Below are 16763 nucleotides of genomic sequence, written 5' to 3'. Positions count from 1 at the left end.
TTGGTTTACAATGACGTGACCTTCTCCGCAGGACCCCACGAGCGAGTTGAGACGTTGACGCCAGAAGTACAAATCAGCGCCCCGCCGACCAAGGTGATCATCACCGTCGGCATCGGCCTCGTCCTCCCCGCGCTGCCCGCCTTCCTGGTTGGCGCCACCGCAGCACAGGTCCGGCTGGACGTTGGACTATCCGAGACCGCCCTCGGCGCGATGGTGGCAGTGCTGTTCGTCGCCAGCGCCCTCAGCGCACCCCTGACCGGCCGGTTGGCCGACCGGCGTGGCGCGCGGTTCACGATCACCGTCGGGACAGTGCTGAGCTTCGCCGCCCTCAGCGGAATTGGCCTCTACGTCCGCAACTGGCTCGAACTGGCGATACTGATGGCGTGCGCCGGAGTAGGGCTCGCGTTCGTGGACCCAGGCCTGAATCGGCTGGTGGCCAGCTGGGTACCCGACCGGCGCAAAGGAGTCGTCTTCGGCATCAAAGAGGCATCGATACCGCTGGCCACCATGGCCGCCGGGTTCGCCGTCCCGGCCATCGCGATGACCGCCGGATGGAGATGGGCGTTCGCCGTCGGAGTCATTCCGTTCGTAGCGGTCATGCTCCTTCTCGCCGCTGGTGGCGCCGGCCCATGGCGGCCGCAGCCCGACTCACCCTCCAGCCAGTCGGGCATCGATGGTTCCACGGCACAGCCGGCCGGTCTCCGCGCCTCGTCGCCCACAGTTCTCCTGCTGGCCGTGGGCGCCGCACTCGCCTCGATGGCCGCCACCGGCATCAGCGTGTTCCTGACCGATAGCGCGGTTGCCATCGGCATGTCACAAGCCCACGGGGGCATCCTGCTGGGCGTTGCCAGCATCGCCGGCGTGGTGGTACGGATCGGCTCTGGCGCCCTGGCCGACCGCCGTCCCGGTGCGGCGGGGCGGCTGATGCCATGGATGCTCGCCATCGGTTCGGTCACCATGTTGCTGGGTGCCACCGGGACGGCCCTGCTCTTCGGACTCGGGACCGTGGGCGCACTTGCGGGCGGCTGGGGTTGGACCGCCCTGTTCTTCCTCACTCTGGTTCGATCCGCGCCCGGACGGCCAGGCGCGGTGGCTGGAGTGGGCCTGTCCGGACTCACCGCCGGGAACGCACTCGGGCCCATCGTCTTCGGCTCGGTGGCACAGTCGGTGTCTTTCTCGGCAGCTTGGCTCCTGGCCGCCGTGGCCACTGGGCTGGCCGCCGCCACCATCTGGTGCGGGTGCCGGTTGCTGGCCAAGGCCACGCGGACCACGGGGGTGGCTACGCGGAGAACAGAGGTGGAGCCGCCGCGCGGGTGATCGAGCCAGGCACGGCCTGCCGTACTACCCGGTTTCGGCCATCGGTGAGCAGTCCCGTCGGACTCGGGCGCAACCCCTGTGGCATCGAAGGCCGCCACGATCCGCGACTAGGCGTTCTCGCTGATGGACGACCGGGTTCGTGGTCTTGCTCGCGCCCATGCTCTCGTAACCTATCGACGCCAAACATGACCCAAGACGCACACCAACACCCGGATACTCAGAGGTCCCGGCACCTGGGCATGGGACCTCTAGGTCGCGAGCGACAATGGACGAACTCGCGCCCCCGCGCCAGCGGCAACCCTCAGCCGGCCTCGCGCATGGTGTCGTAATCGTCTCGAGCGGCCTCCAGGAGCGCCTGCCATGACGTGACGTTGGGCCGGCGCCGCAGCAGCGCCCGACGCTCCCGTTCCGTCATGCCGCCCCAGATGCCGAACTCCGTGCGGTTGTCCAACGCGTCGGCGAGACACTCGGTCCGCACAGGGCACCCGAAACACACAGCCTTTGCGCGATTCTGGGCTGCCCCCGGTACGAACAGGGCGTCTGGCTCAGCGGTTTGGCAAGCTGCCTCACTGAGCCAATCCTTAACCAATGTCATCTCGTAACCACCCCCGTGACCTGGCACTGCGCCAGATCGCTCACCCTTACTTGATAGGTGTGACACTATGCAAAACACATAGTCACAGGCTAGACCTGATCGCACATATTGGAATCGTCCGGTCGGCCTATTGCTCTGATCTAGCGATATGTGGTATCGCACGTGCGCGGGCGTGGAAGCTGTGGAAGCTTTGGTGATGTCGGACCGAGCGGCTAGTCTGCTTTCATGGCGTTCCGTCCCTCTGCCATCGCATCTGGTATCCGCAGACTCTTCCTAGTCATAGGCGTCAGCGCTCTGTGTGGAGTGCTCATCGCTGGCCTAGCCCTGCCCGTCATGGGTGCGCTCGGCCTCGGTGCCCGCGAGAGCGCCGACTGGTTCCGCAACATGGAGCTTGACTTCGAGCCCGGCGAACTCTCCGAGACGTCACGCATCCGAGATGCCGACGGCCGGACCCTCGCTACGTTCTTCGAGGAGAACCGCCGCTACGTCGACCTCGACGACATCGCCGACGTCATGCTCGATGCCATCCTCGCCGTCGAAGACGATCGCTTCTTCGAGCGTGGCCCCATCGACTTCCAGGGCACTATGCGTGCTCTGATCCGCAACGTCGAAGCCGGGTCAACTCAGGGTGGTGGGTCCACGCTGACCCAGCAGTACGTCAAGCAGGTCCGGCTGTCACAGGCCACCAGCGACGAAGAACGGATCGAGGTCCTCGCCAGCCAGGGTGTCGAAGGCTACAAACGCAAGCTCGAGGAGCTGCGGATGGCCATCGGTGTCGAGCAGGAGATGACCAAAGAGGAGATCCTCGAGCGTTACCTCAACATCGCCTACTTCGGCTCCCGCGCCTACGGCGTCCAGGCCGCTGCGCGCACCTACTTCTCCACCTCGGCCGAGGATCTCACCCTCGAGCAGGCCGCGACCCTCGCCGGGCTCGTCCAGAGCCCCAACCAGTACGACCCCAACCGCAACCCGGAAGCCGCCCTGGGCCGCCGCAACGTCGTATTGGGCCGGATGGCGGAGACCGGGCGGATCACCGAGGCCGAAGCCGCCGAGGCCCGCCAGACCGAACTCGAACTCGACCCCACGTCGATCTCCGACGGCTGTGTCTCGGCCTGGGCCGGGTACTTCTGCGACTACGTGGTCAACGAGCTGCTCACCATGGAAGAGCTGGGCGAAACGCGCGACGACCGCCGGTACATGCTCGACAACGGCGGGCTCACCGTCGAGACCACCCTCGACCGCGATGTTCAGCGGACGGCGGACAAAGCGGTGTCCAAGGCGGTCGCTCCGACCGATGAAGCCGTCGCGGCGCTCGCCTCGGTGGAGCCGGGTACCGGGCACATCAAAGCGTTGTCGAACTCCCGTACCTACGGCGTCTCCGGCGAGGGTGTCAGCGCGGTCAACTTCGCCGTAGACCGTGACATGGGCGGCAGCGTCGGGTTGCAGCCCGGATCGTCTGCCAAGACGTTCTTCCTGGCCGCGGCGATCAACCAGGGCGTCAGCCTGAACACGGCGTACGACTCGCCTGGTCAGCTGAGCCTGCCGATCAACAGCTTCTCCAACTGCGACGGACCGATCCGAGCCAGCGATACCTGGAGCCCCCGCAACTCCACCGGCAACGGCCGGTTCAACCTCGTCACCGCCACCGAAACGTCGGTCAACACCTACTACGCGCAGCTCGTCCAGGAGACCGGCCTGTGTGACGGCATCACCCTGGCGGAGAGCATCGGCGCTAACCGTGCTGACGGCCAGCCGTATCAAGCATTTCCAGCGACCGTGCTGGGCAGCAACGAGGTCTCACCGCTGGGTATGGCCGAGGCGTATGCAACGTTCGCCAACCGAGGCGTGCACTGCGAGTCCACGTCCATCCTCCGGGTCAAGGACCGCAACGGCGACGTGATCGTGGACAACACCGAACCCAACTGCGAGCGCGCCCTCGAACGGCCGGTAGCCGACACCGTCAACATGGTGCTCGAAGGGGTTGTCCACAACTCCGGCGGAACTGGCCGCCGGATGCAGCTGGAAGGCGGGCGTCGCTCGGCAGGCAAAACCGGCACCACCAACGGTTCGATCGCGGTGTGGTGGGTCGGCTACGTTCCGCAGCTGTCGACAGCGGTAGCCGTCGGCGACGTCGACGGAGACCCAGACACCGGACGGCTACGCACCCTGAACGGCATGAGCTTCAACGGGCAGCGCATCGCCGACGCCTGCGGTGGTTGTATCCCCGGGCCGATCTGGAAGGAGATGATGGACACGTCGCTCGACGGCCTGCCCAACGAAACCTTCACCAAACCCGACGGATCCGTCATCCAAGGCATCAGCACCACCGTGCCAGACGTTCGGGGCATGAGTACCGGTCAGGCCACCGAGACACTGGAGGAATCGGGTTTTAACGCGTCCGTGTCGAGTCGGATCAACTCAGACTTACCCGAGGGTCGGGTAGTTCGCACCGACCCTGGCGCAGGCTCACAAGCACCATCCGGTATCACCATCCGACTATTCGTCAGCAACGGCGTCCCACCAGGCCGTGACGACGGTGACGATGATGATGATGACGACGATGACGACGACGATGACGGCTGGCGTATCCCCAGGGAGCGCGAGCCTGAGCGACCGCCCCAGCGCGACGGCGACGACGACAACGGGAACGGCAACGAGCAAGGCGGCGCCGACGACGACGAGAACGGCGGCTGGCGCGACTAACCCGTTGTGCACCTGATCTCCGTTTGTGCGCCTGATCGTTTCTATGGCGACGATCAGGCGCACAAACGTCGGTGACATCGCAGGGCGACGAGCGGCGGCATACATCTGATCGCATCCCACGACGCGAACACCTCAGCGATCAGATGCGTCGCAAACGTGTGCGGTACCGAGGCGTGCATCTGATCGCCCGCGCGCCCACCGCGCCCACCGCGGGCATCGGTCTCGGCGTTGACGATCAGATGCGTCGCAAACGTGTGCGGTAACGAGACGTGCATCTGATCGCCCGCGCGCCCACCGCGCCCACCGCGCCCGGCGGCGGGCATCGGTCTCGGCGTCGGTGTCGGCCCCGTTCTGGCGACCCCCACCCCTCGGCTGGGCGCAACAAGCTTCCATATGGCGCCGTTGTGTGCAGTAAGCCTCCTTGTTGTCGCCCTAGCGACAACAAGCCTCCTTGTGCCCGGGGCGGACGCCGCAGTAAGCCTCCTTGCTGTGGCCCGGACGGCGACATGTTGTCTGTGCGGTGAGCACCGGGCGGCGTGCCCCGGACTCCGCTACCGCCAGATGGGGTTAACCGCCGGATTCGGGCGTTAACGCCATCTGGCGGTAGCGGAGTGCGCGGCATCGCTCTGGGATCTGGCACTCATCCGGCTCAAGCTTCGCCACAGTGCGGCTATCACTATCGTCGGTGCCCCTTTTGAACGGGTGACGACGCAGCCCTCCCACCCCGAAGGGGGGACGGCAGGCCGGCCGCGGTGCGGACAGCTCATGGCCACCGGTGAGGCCCGGCCTACCCACCCGTCGACAGCAGGTCGCCGATCTGTCTCAAGCCGTCGAGATCACTGACGTCCACCGCCAGAGCAGGCACTCGCGTGACCGGAACGTCGGGATGGGCGGCGGCGAACCGGTCGCCAGCCCGGCGGTCGCGGGCCGCGGCGGCCAGCCGGTCGGCGTGGAGCCGCAGCAGTGCCGCGGTCAGGTCGTGCCCACCGGTCGCTTCCAGCCGCTCCGCCCCGGCGATCGCCTGTTCTTCCCCGATGCCGCCGGGCCCGTCCTGGTGGATCCGGTTGAGAGCCAGCCCGGCAAGGGGCATTCCGTCCTCGGACAGCCGGTCGACGAAGTACGACGCTTCTCGCAGCGCGTCCGGCTCCGGCGCCGCCACCACCACGAATGCTGTCTCCGGACGTTGGAGGAGGGCATACGTCTGCTCCGCCCTCTCCCGGAACCCACCAAACATGGTGTCCAGTGCGTTCACGAAGGTCTGGACGTCCTTCAACAGGTCGCCACCGAGGACCTTCGTCATGGCACCGGTGACGACGTTGAAGCCGGCCTGGAAGAAGGCCCGGTAGGCGCGGCCACCGGCCCGCACCGGCCCACCGAGCAGGCGGATCAGCCGACCGTCAAGAAATGAGCCCAGCCGCTCCGGTGCGTCGAGAAAGTCCAGTGCGGACCGTGACGGGGGTGTATCCACGACGATCAGGTCCCATTGGCCGCGGCGGCGGAGCTGGCCGAGCTTTTCCATGGCCATGTACTCCTGGGTGCCGGCGAACGACGACGACAGTGCCTGGTAGAACGGGTTGGCGAGGATCTGCCGAGCCCGCTCGGGGGTGGTGTGCGCCTCGACCACCTCGTCGAAGGTTCGTTTCATGTCCAGCATCATCGCGTCCAGCCGTCCACCCTCGGGGGCGGTAATGCCGGGGACCTCGCGTGGGCTGTTGTCGAGCTCGGTCAGGCCCATCGCCTGGGCTAGGCGGCGGGCGGGGTCGATGGTCAGTACCACGACCTGCCGGCCCCGTTCGGCTGCCCGCAGCCCCAGGGCGGCGGCGGTCGTGGTCTTCCCGACGCCGCCCGAGCCACAACAGACGATCACGTGCGTCCGCGGATCGTCGATGAGGTGGTCGACGTCGAAACGGGGACTGCGCCGGGCTGCGCTCATGCTGCTCCCTGTTCTCGCAACATCTCGGCCAGCTCGTACACGGCGGTGGGGTCGACCCCCTCCGGCAGCCGCGGCAGGTTATAGGTGGGCCGGTCTAGTGCGCCGAGGCTGGCTCGGGCAGCGCGCTCCGCGTCGAGGCGCTCCGCGTGTTCGGCCGCCTCGACGCGGAGCCGCTCGACGATGGCCGCGGAGTCGGGCAACGCGGCAGCGCTCAGGCCGGCCCTGATCAGCTCCGGGTCGAGCTCGCCGGCTCGGGCGGCCTGCTGGTGCACGTCGTCGAGGTGGGGCTGGCGCACCTGGTTGATCACCACGGCGCCGACCGGAATACGCGCCTGCCGCAGTTCTTCGATGGTGTCCACGGTCTCTTGGACCGGCATGTCTTCGAGCAAGGTGACGACATGGACCGCGGTGCGAGGGCTGTGGAGCAGAGAGGTGATAGCGGTTGCTTGCCGGTGGATCGGCCCAACTCTGGCCAGCGACGATACCGACGTATTGACGTCGAGGAAACGGGTCACCCGGCCGGTGGGTGGCGCGTCGAGCACAACGGCGTCGTACTGGAACTCACCTTGCGGGTCCTTTCGACGGGTCGCCTCGTAGGTTTTGCCGGTCAGCAGGACGTCGCGCAGACCGGGTGCGATGGTGGTAGCGAACTCGACGAAGCCGACTTTGTCGAGCGCGCGGGCGGCTCGGCCCAGACGATAGAAGATGGCGAGGTACTCGTGCATCGCCTCGCGGGCGTCGACGGCCAACCCGTGGACCTCACCGCCGCCTGGTGCCGACGCGATCCTCCGCTCGGTGTAGTCGAGTGGGCCGACGTCGAACAGGTGTGCGAGGCCCTGCCTCTCCTCGACCTCGACGAGCAGGATCTTGTGGCCGTCGCCGGCAAGCGCCAGAGCGAGCGCCGCCGCCACCGTCGTCTTCCCGGTGCCGCCTTTGCCCGTGACGACGTGCAGGCGTACCCCTTCCCAGTCGCTCATAGATGCTCAAGCCTACGCGGTGGCCGGCCTGCTGAATCAGGGCGATACGGCGGTGGGCGCAGGAAAGATGCCGGGTGCTCTCCGGCGGCGCGGACCACAGCCGGGCGGCGCCGAGGTGGACACTCGGCCCAGCTAGACGGCAGCCGGGCTGGGCTGAGGTCGTTACTCAGCCCAGCCCGAAGGGGAACCATTTAAAACGCTCAGGCCGCCGCGTGGCTCGCCCTACTTCGTCTCGAGGTCTCGTCGCCGGAAGCCTGCCAGGCCAACCAACGTCAATACCACCGCCACCGCCAGCAGAATGAGCAACGGCAAGACCTCGAAGTCGGCCGCCGGGAGCTCGGGCACATGGCCGAACGGCGAGTAGTTCTTCGTCGCCGGATCCAGCCCCAGCACACCGCCCATGTAGACAATGACCAAGCCGTAGATGGGAATGATCCATGCGACGCTGCCCAACCGGGGTAGCACACCAAACAGGGCGGCGGCGAGCCCGACCGCGACCCAGATCGCCGGTATCTGTGCCGTGGCGGCCAGGAGCATGTCTGCGAACAACGCCCCGTCCTCGGTCACGATAGCGCCGGTTGCGCCGAAGCCAATTCCGGCCGCCAACATGACGATCGCACTACCCACAAACGCCACGGTCAAATGGCTGGCCATCCAATCCCGCCGGGATACCGCGGTAGCAAGCACCGGCTCGGCCCGTCCACGGCTCTCCTCTACCCGAAGCCGGTGCACAGCAAGGATCGCCTGAATCGACACGATCATGGCCAGGAAGCTCATGACCGTCGCTACCCAGGACTCGACCAGACCGGCACCTTCTACGTCGGCAACCATGTCTTGCAAGGCCGAGATCTGCTCGAACATTTCGTCGGCACCGTCGAGGATGCTGCCGTACATCAGCCCGAACAGCGCGAGTCCGACGGCCCAACCGAGGACATTGGCCCGTTGGAGCCGCATCGCCAGCCCTAGCGGTGAGCTCAGCGAGTCCGGTGCCGACGGAGATCCTAGCCGCGGCGGACGCAGGCCAGCGCCTACGTCACGGCGAGTGCTGAGGTAGACAGCAACCACGATCATGATTGCCGCCACCGCTACCAGCAGCAGCAACGGCCACGCGCGCTCGGAGCTCGAGAAGGACCTGGTGGTGAAACCCCAATACAGCGGGGACAGCCAAGATAGGCCATTGTCTCCGACGTCACCCACCGCACGCACGGCATACGCCGCTCCTAGCACGGCCAACGCCATTCCCGATGCTCCGCGGCTGTACTCGGTGACCTGCACGGTTACCGCCGCGATCGCCATAAACGTGACTCCGACCAGCGCCAACCCCATGCCGAAGATGAAGGCGCCGCTGGTGGTCACCCCCTCGGCCGAGGACCCACTAATCGCAAGGGCGGTGAGCAAGCCGGTTACCACGTTGGTGCCGCCGACGACGAGCAGGGCGGCAGCAGTCTGGGCGTGGCGGCCCAACACACTCGACCGGATCAGCTCGGACCGTCCGGCCTCCTCCTCTGCCCGCGTATGCCGCACGAAGAGCAAGACGCTCATCAGCGCAAAGACGGCCGCCATGAAGATGAACATCTGGTGGCCCAACATCGCGCCGAAGGTGTACTCATCCGCCGCGTAGTTGGGCCCGACCATGGCCACCATCGCCGGCAGCTCAAGCAGATCGACCGCCGACTGACGATCAGCCACGGTGGAGTAGGTCTGCTCAAAGTTGGCCAGGGTGGACACCGCGGCGAAAGTCAGGGCAAGGATCCAGACCGGAATCCGAACCCGGTCTCGGCGCAACATGAACCGAATCATGGTGGCCGTGCCGGTCAAGGAATTCCCCCCGCGCCGAACGGCCTGCTCCGGCGCTGCCGGGGGAGCCGTTGTTGTGGTCATCGGGTGTCCTCTCAGTTCTGTTCGGCGCCGGACGCGGCATGGCGCCCACCGTTGGATGCTTCGAGCTCGTCACCGTAGTGACGCAGCATCAGCTCCTCCAGCGTCGGCGGGTGGCTGATCAGGCTCCGGACGCCGAGCTGAGTGAGCCCGCGCAGCGCGCCATCGAGCTGGTCGCCGTCCACGGCGAACCGGACCCGGCCGTCGTCGTGCTCGAAGTCGTGGATCCCGGGCAGCTCAGCGAGACTGTTGGCCGGCTGCGTCGTGGTGGCCTCGACGGTGGTCCGGGTGAGGTGTCGCATCTCGGTCAACGTGCCGGACTGGACGACCTCACCGAGCCGGATGATGCTGATCTTGTCGCACAACTTCTCAACCTGGGCCAGGATGTGGCTGGACAGCAGCACCGTCTTCCCCTCGGCCTTGGCCTGCAGGATGAAGTCTTGGAACACCGTCTCCATCAACGGGTCTAGCCCGGCGGTCGGCTCGTCCAGGATCAGCAGCTCCACGTCCGACGCCAAGGCCGAGATGATCGCGACCTTCTGCCGGTTGCCTTTGGAGTAGGTGCGGCCCTTTTTGGTCGGGTCGAGGTCGAACCGCTCGATCAACTCCTTCCGGCGGGCCTGATCCAGCCCGCCGCGCAGGCGGCCCATCAGATCGATGGCTTCGCCACCAGTGAGGTTGGGCCACAGCTCGACGTCGCCGGGAACATAGGCCAACCGTCTATGCAGCTCCACAGCGTCGTTCCAGGGGTCGCCCCCGAGGAGCGACACCTCCCCGGAATCGGCGCGCAGCAGGCCGAGGAGCACCCGGATGGTGGTCGACTTCCCGGCCCCGTTGGGCCCGAGGAAGCCGTGCACCTCGCCCGTCTCCACCTGGAGGTTCAACCCGTTCAAAGCCCGTGTCTGGCCGAAGGTCTTGACCACGCCGGTCACGTCGATTGCTCGTGTCATGCCGATCACACTACACAGATTTCATAGTTTTGTGAAAGAAGTGAATGGAAGTATTCTCGACTCCTGAGACAATGGACTCGGGACACGTGGCAAGACCAAGCCACGGCCCCAACACCGGGAGCCTCCGGGGTTCTACCGAACCACGGATATCACCACCGCGGCCACCGGTTTCGTGAGCCACAGCGTCGTCATTGGGGGTTCGGTTTTGCCAGCGACACCTGACGTCACCGGGGATGGGTTTCCCGCCGCTGACCGGGGTGAGACGCACCAGGAAGCAGTGCTCAGGTTCGTCGAGCAGCTCGCCATGCTGCTGAACGAAGCCGGCCTGCCACGGATGTCCGCCCGGGTGTTCGCTTTCGTCTTGGCCGACGATGCCGAGAGCTACACCGCCCGCGAGTTCGCCGAAGGCCTACGGGTCAGTCCAGCGGCGATCTCCGGCGCGGTGCGCCAGCTCGTCCAAGCTGGCTTGCTAGCCAAGGAACGCGCCCCAGGTGCGCGAGTAGACCACTACCGCGTCTACGACGACGACATCTGGAGCGCCATCATGGCGCAACGCCGTCCCTTCATCACCCGCACACTCGCCGTCCTGTCCGACGGCCTGGCCACCATCGGCGAAGACCGGCCTGGCGGCCGCCGCATCCGCGAGACCATCGAGTTCTACCGCTTCATCGAAGAACACACCTGGACCGCCATGCAGGAATGGCAGAAGTACCGCCTCCAATGGGCCGATGACGCCCCCGCACAACAAGACACCCCGAGCCAGGGCTCACTCGGCCACGCGACCCCGACCCCCGATCCGTCGGCTTCATCCCAGTAGGCTCGGACCGCGCCAGTCCGGCGCGTCCGCGTCCAGTCACCCGCCTAGCCCTGGCCACCCGGAGCCAGCCAGCACTGCCCGGAGCGCTCACCACATGGACCCCGCCTTCATCCTGGTACCGTTCCTCGGTGGCCTTGCGGCCATGTCTATCCGGCTCCCTCCGTTGGTCGGGTTCCTCGCCGCCGGCTTCGTCCTCAACGCCATGGGTTACGAGCTCACATCAGAGCTGGACACCATCGCCGGGTTGGGAGTCACCCTCCTCCTGTTCACCATCGGGCTGAAGCTGAACGTACGGACGCTGCTGCGCCGCGAGGTCTGGGGCTCGGCCACCGTGCACATGGCGGTCTCTACCGGGCTCTTCGTCGCCATGCTGGCCGGCCTCAAACTCGTCGGACTGTCGATGCTGAACAGCGCCGACTGGAGCACTTTCGTGTTGCTGGCGTTCGCCCTGTCATTCTCCAGCACAGTGTTCGCCGTGAAGATCCTCGAAGACCGGAGCGAGAGCCGCTCCTTGTACGGCCGGTTGGCCATCGGCGTACTCATCATGCAAGACATCTTCGCCGTCGTCTTCCTGACCGCGTCCACCGGCGAACTGCCCAGCCCATGGGCGATCGGGCTGGTGCTGCTGATCCCGGCGGCACCGCTGTTGCGCCGCCTCCTGGCGCGCATCGGGCATGGTGAGATGCAGATCCTCTTCGGTGTGGTTCTCGCCCTGGTGCTCGGCTACGCACTCTTCGAGCAGGTCGGCATCAAAGGTGACCTCGGCGCACTGATCATCGGCATGCTGCTAGCCCCCCATCCGGCGGCCAATCGGCTGTCCAAATCGCTGTTCACCATGAAAGAGCTGTTCCTGGTCGGCTTCTTCGTCTCGATCGGGCTCACCGCACTGCCCACGCTGGAGACCGTGGGTATGGCCCTGCTGTTGGTGGTCATCCTTCCAGTGAAGTCTGTGCTGTTCATGGCCATTTTCAACGGCTTCCGGCTACGACATCGCACCTCGTTTCTCGCCGCCCTCAGCCTCAGCAACTTCTCCGAGTTCGGACTGATCGTCGCGGCCCTCGCCGCCGGGCTGGGCTGGCTCGACGACGACTGGCTCGTAGTTCTTTCGCTAGCGGTGGCGCTGAGCTTCGTCGCCGCCGCGTTGCTCAACGCGCGCAGTAGTCGCCTGCTCGGCCGCGCCGAGGCCCGGCTGCCCCACCAGGATCCAAGCCGGCTCCATCCGCAGGATCGCCCGATCGATGTTGGCGACGCGCAGGCCATAGTGCTGGGCATGGGGCGAGTCGGACGTGGCGCCTACGACCAGCTCGCGGCCGGCCACGGCCTACGCGTCCTCGGCGTCGAGACGGACGAGGCCAAGGTCGAACAACTCCGCGCCGACGGATATCACGTGGTCGAGGGTGACGCCACAGACGCCGATTTCTGGGACCGGATCGTCATCGCGGATCACGTCCGGCACGTCCTGCTCGCCATGCCCTACCACGCCGGCAACCTCTTCGCCCTAGATCAGCTTCACGGGCGTTCGTTCAGTGGGCGGGTGGCGGCCGTGGTGACCCACCTCGAAGAGGTCGAACCACTGCGCCAGCTCGGCGCCCATGCCGTCTTCCACTTGTACGACGAGGCAGGTACAGCACTGGCCGACAGCGCCGTGGCGATCGACCGTCCCCCCGAACGCTAACGGACTGCCGTCAGCGCCTCATCCCGCCGTCGTGCGGTGACGGCAGCACGATTGCGGGCGAGCAGCACTACACCACACGCCGCCACGACGGCCGCTAGGCCGGCGACCACCGCACCTCCGACCCCGGCCTGGAACCGCTCGTCGAGCATCTGGAGGCCGATGACACCGGCGACGATCGGATTCACGATGGTCAACGTGGCCAGCGGAGCGCCAACCCCGGCACGATAGGCGGCCTGCGCCAGGAGCAACCCACCGAAGGCCAGCGCTACCATCACGGCAGTGGCGGGGGTGAGCGCCTCCGACCAACCGTGGTCGGACATCCGGATGGTGACGGTTCGGGCCATCGCCGACGCGATGCCGAAGCAGATTCCGGCGGCGGCGGCGTGCATGAGACTGCGCACTACCAAGCGGCGTGCCCCCATGGCGGAGAACACGAGCAAGGCGGTCCCGGCGACGGCCAGAACACTGAGGGCGAGGACCTCGTCGGGGCTCAAGGCGACCCGTGGCGCCTCGGCTGTGGTCAGGTGCAACAGAAGGGCCAGCCCCGCCATGGTGAGTGCGACGCCGAGCCATTCTCCCCGGGTCACCCGGCGCCCCGCGAGTGCGGCGGACAGAGACAATGCGAGCACTAGAGTTAATGCGCCCAGCGGCTGCACGACGGTGAGTGGACCGAAGTGGAGCGCTACGAGGTGCAGGCCCGAGGCGATCCCCGTCAGCACTACCGCCCACCACCAACGGGGCTTGCTGAGCAGCCGGAGGGTACCTAGGCGTCGTCCGGGACCGCTTACGTGGCTGCCGGCCATCCGCTCTTGGAATACCGCGGCGGAGGCGTGGAAGGCGGCAGCCGCGACCGACATGGTGACGGCGATCCCCCAAGCATTCACGCACAGATCCTTGCATTAGAACCCGGCGGGCTGGTAGTCCGCCCTTGTCGAAAAGCATGTTACAGGGAATTCACAAAGTTGTGAAAGTCAATAGACTGTCCGCATGACGTCCCCTCACCAGCTAGGCGGCACCCAAACGAACACCGACGACCGGCTTCCCCAAGATCTGCGCAATGCCGGCCCCCCTCACCTGTCAGACGCTGGTTCCCCAGATATGCCCGGCGACGATCCGGCATCGTGGTGGCGGGTGGTCGACCGGTTGTCCTTCGTGTTCACCGAAAGCGGATTGCCCAGAATGGCCGGGCGAGTGTTCGCCTACGTGCTGGTCAATGACGCCGAGGGGTACTCCGCCCGCGAACTCGCCGACGCCCTCCACGTCAGTCCTGCCGCCGTCTCCACCGCCGTTCGGCAACTGGTCAGAGCCGGAATGCTCACCAGAGTACGGGAACCGGGCTCCCGCGCGGACCACTACCGAGTCCGCGACGACGACGTCTGGTGGGCCATCTTCCAACAACGTGACGCCGTCATCCAACGTCATGAGCACACCCTGCGTGAAGGGGCTGCCACGCTAGCGCCCAGCACCGGAGCCCGCAGGCTGCTCGAGAGTGCCGAGTTCATCCGGTTCAGCCGCCTGAAGGCCCGCGAGATGATGCAGCGCTGGAACGATCACCGGCGCGCACTCGGCCGACACCCCGACACTGCCTCCTAGTGTCGTGCAATAGTGCCCTGCAATAGTGGGTCGTTCGCGGAGGCAGGCCGGCGGACGTCGCCGCTATACCGCCCGATTCGGCAGCTCGTCCCATTCGAGCTGGTCGACGACATCGAGCACACGATCAACGCTGGGCAGATAGAGGTGTTCGTACAGCGGAGGCGGATACGGGATGTCGAGCCCAGCCACCCGCAGCACTGGCGCCTGCAGCGAGTAGAAACACCGCTGCTGGACCCGCGCGACCAACTCGGCCGCGATTCCGGCGAAGCTATGAGCTTCGCTGATGACAACACACCTGCCGGTGCGGTTCACCGAGGCTTCGATGGCGGCGTCGTCGAGCGGCACCAGCGAGCGCAGGTCGATCACCTCGATGTCCAATCCCTGTTCGGTGGCAGCCTCGGCCGCGTCGAGCGCCACCGGGACCGACGGCCCGTACGCCACGAAGGTGACGTCACCGCCAGGGCGGGCGATCCGGGCCGCCCCGAGGCCCGGCGCACGCACCGGCAGTGCGGTATCGCTCTTCGACCAGTACAGCTTCTTCGGCTCCATGAACACGACGGGGTCGGGGTCGTCGATCGAGCTCCGCAGCAGCGAGTACGCATCCTCCACGGTGGCCGGCGTGACGACCTTCAGCCCCGGGAGATGCGCGTAGTGGCTCTCCGAGGAGTCACTGTGGTGTTCTACGCCGCCGATGCCGCCCCCGTAGGGGATCCGGATGACCATCGGCAGCTCAAGTGCTCCTCGCGTCCGGTTGCGGAGTTTGGCGACGTGGGAAGCTACCTGCTCGAAGGCGGGGTAGGCGAACGAGTCGAATTGCATCTCGATGACCGGCCGGAAGCCGCGCATTGCCATACCGATGGCAAACCCGGTGATCCCGCTCTCGGCCAGCGGGGTGTCGAAGCAGCGATCCGCACCGAACTCGTCGGCAAGGCTGTCGGTGACCCGGAAGACACCCCCGAGTACACCGACGTCCTCCCCGAACACCACCACGGACTCGTCGGCCCGCATGGCATCGCGCAGAGCGGTGTTGAGCGCCTGCACCATCGTCGTCGTCATCGGTCCTCCCCCGCCAGCAGATCGGCCTCGGCCACGACCATGTCTCGTTGGTCGATCAGCTGGGCGGTCGGTTCAGCGTAGACATGCTCGAACATGGCCGCAGGGTCGACCACCGGATCCACGTTCATCCGTGGCCGCATCCACGTCACGAGTTCCTCGGCGGCGTGTTCGGCGGCCTGGACGTCGGCGTCGCTCAACTCGCCCGCCGCCCGCAGATACCGCTCCAGGCGCCGCAGTGGATCTCGCTCCACCCACTCGGCTACCTCACTGGCATCGCGGTATCGATCGACCGGGTCGGCATTGGTGTGCGCCTCCATCCGGTACGTATGCGCTTCCACGAGCATCGGTCCGGCGCCGGAGCGCACGGACTCGACGGCGGCCGACAGCACCGCCATGAGGGCCACCGCGTCGTTGCCGTCGACCTGCTCGCTGCGGATGCCGTAACCGATGCCTTTATGGGCCAGCGACGGCGCCGCCGACTGACGCGAGAGCGGCACTGAGATGGCGTACCTGTTGTTCTGGACCAAGAAGACGACGGGCGCATCGAACACGGCGGCGAAGTTGAGCGCTTCGTGGAAGTCGCCCTCACTGGTGCCACCGTCGCCGACGAATGCCATCGCCACCAGATCCTCACCGCGGCGCCGGGCGGCATAGGCCAGCCCCACGGCATGTGGCAGGTGGGTGCCCAGCGGTGTGCACTGCGGGGCGGTGCGGGTGGCGACGGGATCGTAGCCGCAGTGCCAATCGCCACGCAGCAGGCCGAGCGCCTCGACCGGGTCGATGCCGCGGGTCACCAACGCGACGGTGTCGCGGTACGTGGGGAACAGCCAATCCTGGGCGCCCAACACGGCTACCCCGGCCACCTGGCATGCCTCCTGGCCACGTGAAGATGGATACACGGCCAGCCGGCCCAGCTTGGTCAGGTTGGTGGCTTCGGTATCGAAATGCCGTCCCACCACCATCTGGTGATACACGGTAGCCAGCCGCTCAGCCGGCGGGAGTTGGTACCCGCCATGCTCGTCGAGCTCGGTCAGTTCACCGTCGACGGTCAAAAACCGCACCGGCGAAACCGAGGGCAACAAACCTCTCGGACCGCGTTCATCGGTCGGCGCCACCATCCGTCCTCACCCTCTCCAACTGTCATCGCGCCATTCGCGTCGACCACCGGAAGGCAAGAAGATCACAACCTTTTGCTGATCCGGTCTTGACTTCAAATCCTGCGCTCGATGGGATGGTCTTCTCCACATTGGCGGCAATTCGATGACAGTC

13 protein-coding genes are annotated in these 16763 nt (G+C 66.5%); 5 read left to right on the top strand and 8 right to left on the bottom strand.

Annotated elements, in window-relative coordinates; all coding sequences use genetic code 11:
• Positions 1-15 precede the first annotated feature (15 nt).
• Complete coding sequence (locus G8760_RS05505; protein ID WP_166347619.1) at positions 16-1317, top strand: MFS transporter; 1302 nt, start codon at positions 16-18, stop codon at positions 1315-1317.
• A 301-nt stretch (positions 1318-1618) separates the two neighbouring features.
• Here G8760_RS05505 and G8760_RS05500 read toward each other — a convergent pair whose 3' ends face one another.
• Positions 1619-1912 carry a WhiB family transcriptional regulator gene (locus tag G8760_RS05500; RefSeq protein WP_166347616.1) on the bottom strand — a complete coding sequence of 98 codons (294 nt, stop codon included), beginning with the start codon at positions 1910-1912 and terminating at the stop codon, positions 1619-1621.
• 225 nt (positions 1913-2137) lie between these two features.
• Here G8760_RS05500 and G8760_RS05495 point away from each other — a divergent pair, with 225 nt between their 5' ends.
• Positions 2138-4615, top strand: coding sequence for a transglycosylase domain-containing protein (locus G8760_RS05495; RefSeq protein ID WP_166347613.1), 2478 nt, complete (start codon positions 2138-2140; stop codon positions 4613-4615).
• Positions 4616-5402: 787 nt separating this feature from the next.
• Here the strand turns inward: G8760_RS05495 and bagB are convergent.
• The 4 genes from bagB to G8760_RS05475 all read right to left on the bottom strand — a co-directional run bounded on the left by bagB (position 5403) and on the right by G8760_RS05475 (position 10353).
• Positions 5403-6548, bottom strand: coding sequence for an ArsA family ATPase (bagB, locus tag G8760_RS05490; RefSeq protein ID WP_166347610.1), 1146 nt, complete (start codon positions 6546-6548; stop codon positions 5403-5405).
• Entirely contained in the window at positions 6545-7525 is a 981-nt protein-coding gene (gene bagA / locus G8760_RS05485; protein ID WP_166347607.1) for an ATPase BagA, read from the bottom strand. The genes bagB and bagA overlap by 4 nt, the downstream gene beginning before the upstream one ends.
• A 222-nt stretch (positions 7526-7747) precedes the next feature.
• Positions 7748-9406, bottom strand: a complete 1659-nt coding sequence (locus tag G8760_RS05480; RefSeq protein WP_166347604.1) for an ABC transporter permease — start codon at positions 9404-9406, stop codon at positions 7748-7750.
• A gap of 11 nt (positions 9407-9417) precedes the next feature.
• Complete coding sequence (locus G8760_RS05475) at positions 9418-10353, bottom strand: ABC transporter ATP-binding protein (RefSeq protein WP_166347601.1); 936 nt, start codon at positions 10351-10353, stop codon at positions 9418-9420.
• Positions 10354-10558: 205 nt separating this feature from the next.
• Here G8760_RS05475 and G8760_RS05470 point away from each other — a divergent pair, with 205 nt between their 5' ends.
• Both G8760_RS05470 and G8760_RS05465 read left to right on the top strand, forming a co-directional pair.
• Positions 10559-11170, top strand: a complete 612-nt coding sequence (locus tag G8760_RS05470) for a GbsR/MarR family transcriptional regulator (RefSeq protein WP_207782043.1) — start codon at positions 10559-10561, stop codon at positions 11168-11170.
• Positions 11171-11264: 94 nt separating this feature from the next.
• Entirely contained in the window at positions 11265-12845 is a 1581-nt protein-coding gene (locus G8760_RS05465) for a cation:proton antiporter family protein (RefSeq protein ID WP_166347598.1), read from the top strand.
• Here the strand turns inward: G8760_RS05465 and G8760_RS05460 are convergent.
• Positions 12842-13729: a DMT family transporter gene (locus G8760_RS05460; RefSeq protein WP_166347595.1), complete on the bottom strand. Its 888-nt coding sequence runs from the start codon at positions 13727-13729 to the stop codon at positions 12842-12844. The genes G8760_RS05465 and G8760_RS05460 overlap by 4 nt on opposite strands.
• A 103-nt stretch (positions 13730-13832) precedes the next feature.
• Between G8760_RS05460 and G8760_RS05455 the strand changes: the two genes are divergently transcribed.
• Positions 13833-14438 carry a GbsR/MarR family transcriptional regulator gene (locus G8760_RS05455; protein WP_207782042.1) on the top strand — a complete coding sequence of 202 codons (606 nt, stop codon included), beginning with the start codon at positions 13833-13835 and terminating at the stop codon, positions 14436-14438.
• Positions 14439-14501: 63 nt separating this feature from the next.
• Here the strand turns inward: G8760_RS05455 and G8760_RS05450 are convergent, their stop codons facing one another.
• Together G8760_RS05450 and G8760_RS05445 are read right to left on the bottom strand one after the other, a co-directional pair.
• On the bottom strand, positions 14502-15494 hold the full coding sequence (locus G8760_RS05450) for an alpha-ketoacid dehydrogenase subunit beta (RefSeq protein ID WP_166347592.1): 993 nt from the start codon (positions 15492-15494) through the stop codon (positions 14502-14504).
• Positions 15491-16612: a thiamine pyrophosphate-dependent enzyme gene (locus G8760_RS05445; RefSeq protein WP_166347589.1), complete on the bottom strand. Its 1122-nt coding sequence runs from the start codon at positions 16610-16612 to the stop codon at positions 15491-15493. Before G8760_RS05445 ends, G8760_RS05450 begins: the two co-directional genes overlap by 4 nt.
• Positions 16613-16763 lie beyond the last annotated feature (151 nt).

The sequence above is a fragment of the Phytoactinopolyspora limicola genome, from assembly GCF_011320225.1.
Lineage (GTDB): Bacteria > Actinomycetota > Actinomycetes > Jiangellales > Jiangellaceae > Phytoactinopolyspora > Phytoactinopolyspora limicola.
This window is presented reverse-complemented; position numbering and strand designations above follow the sequence as displayed.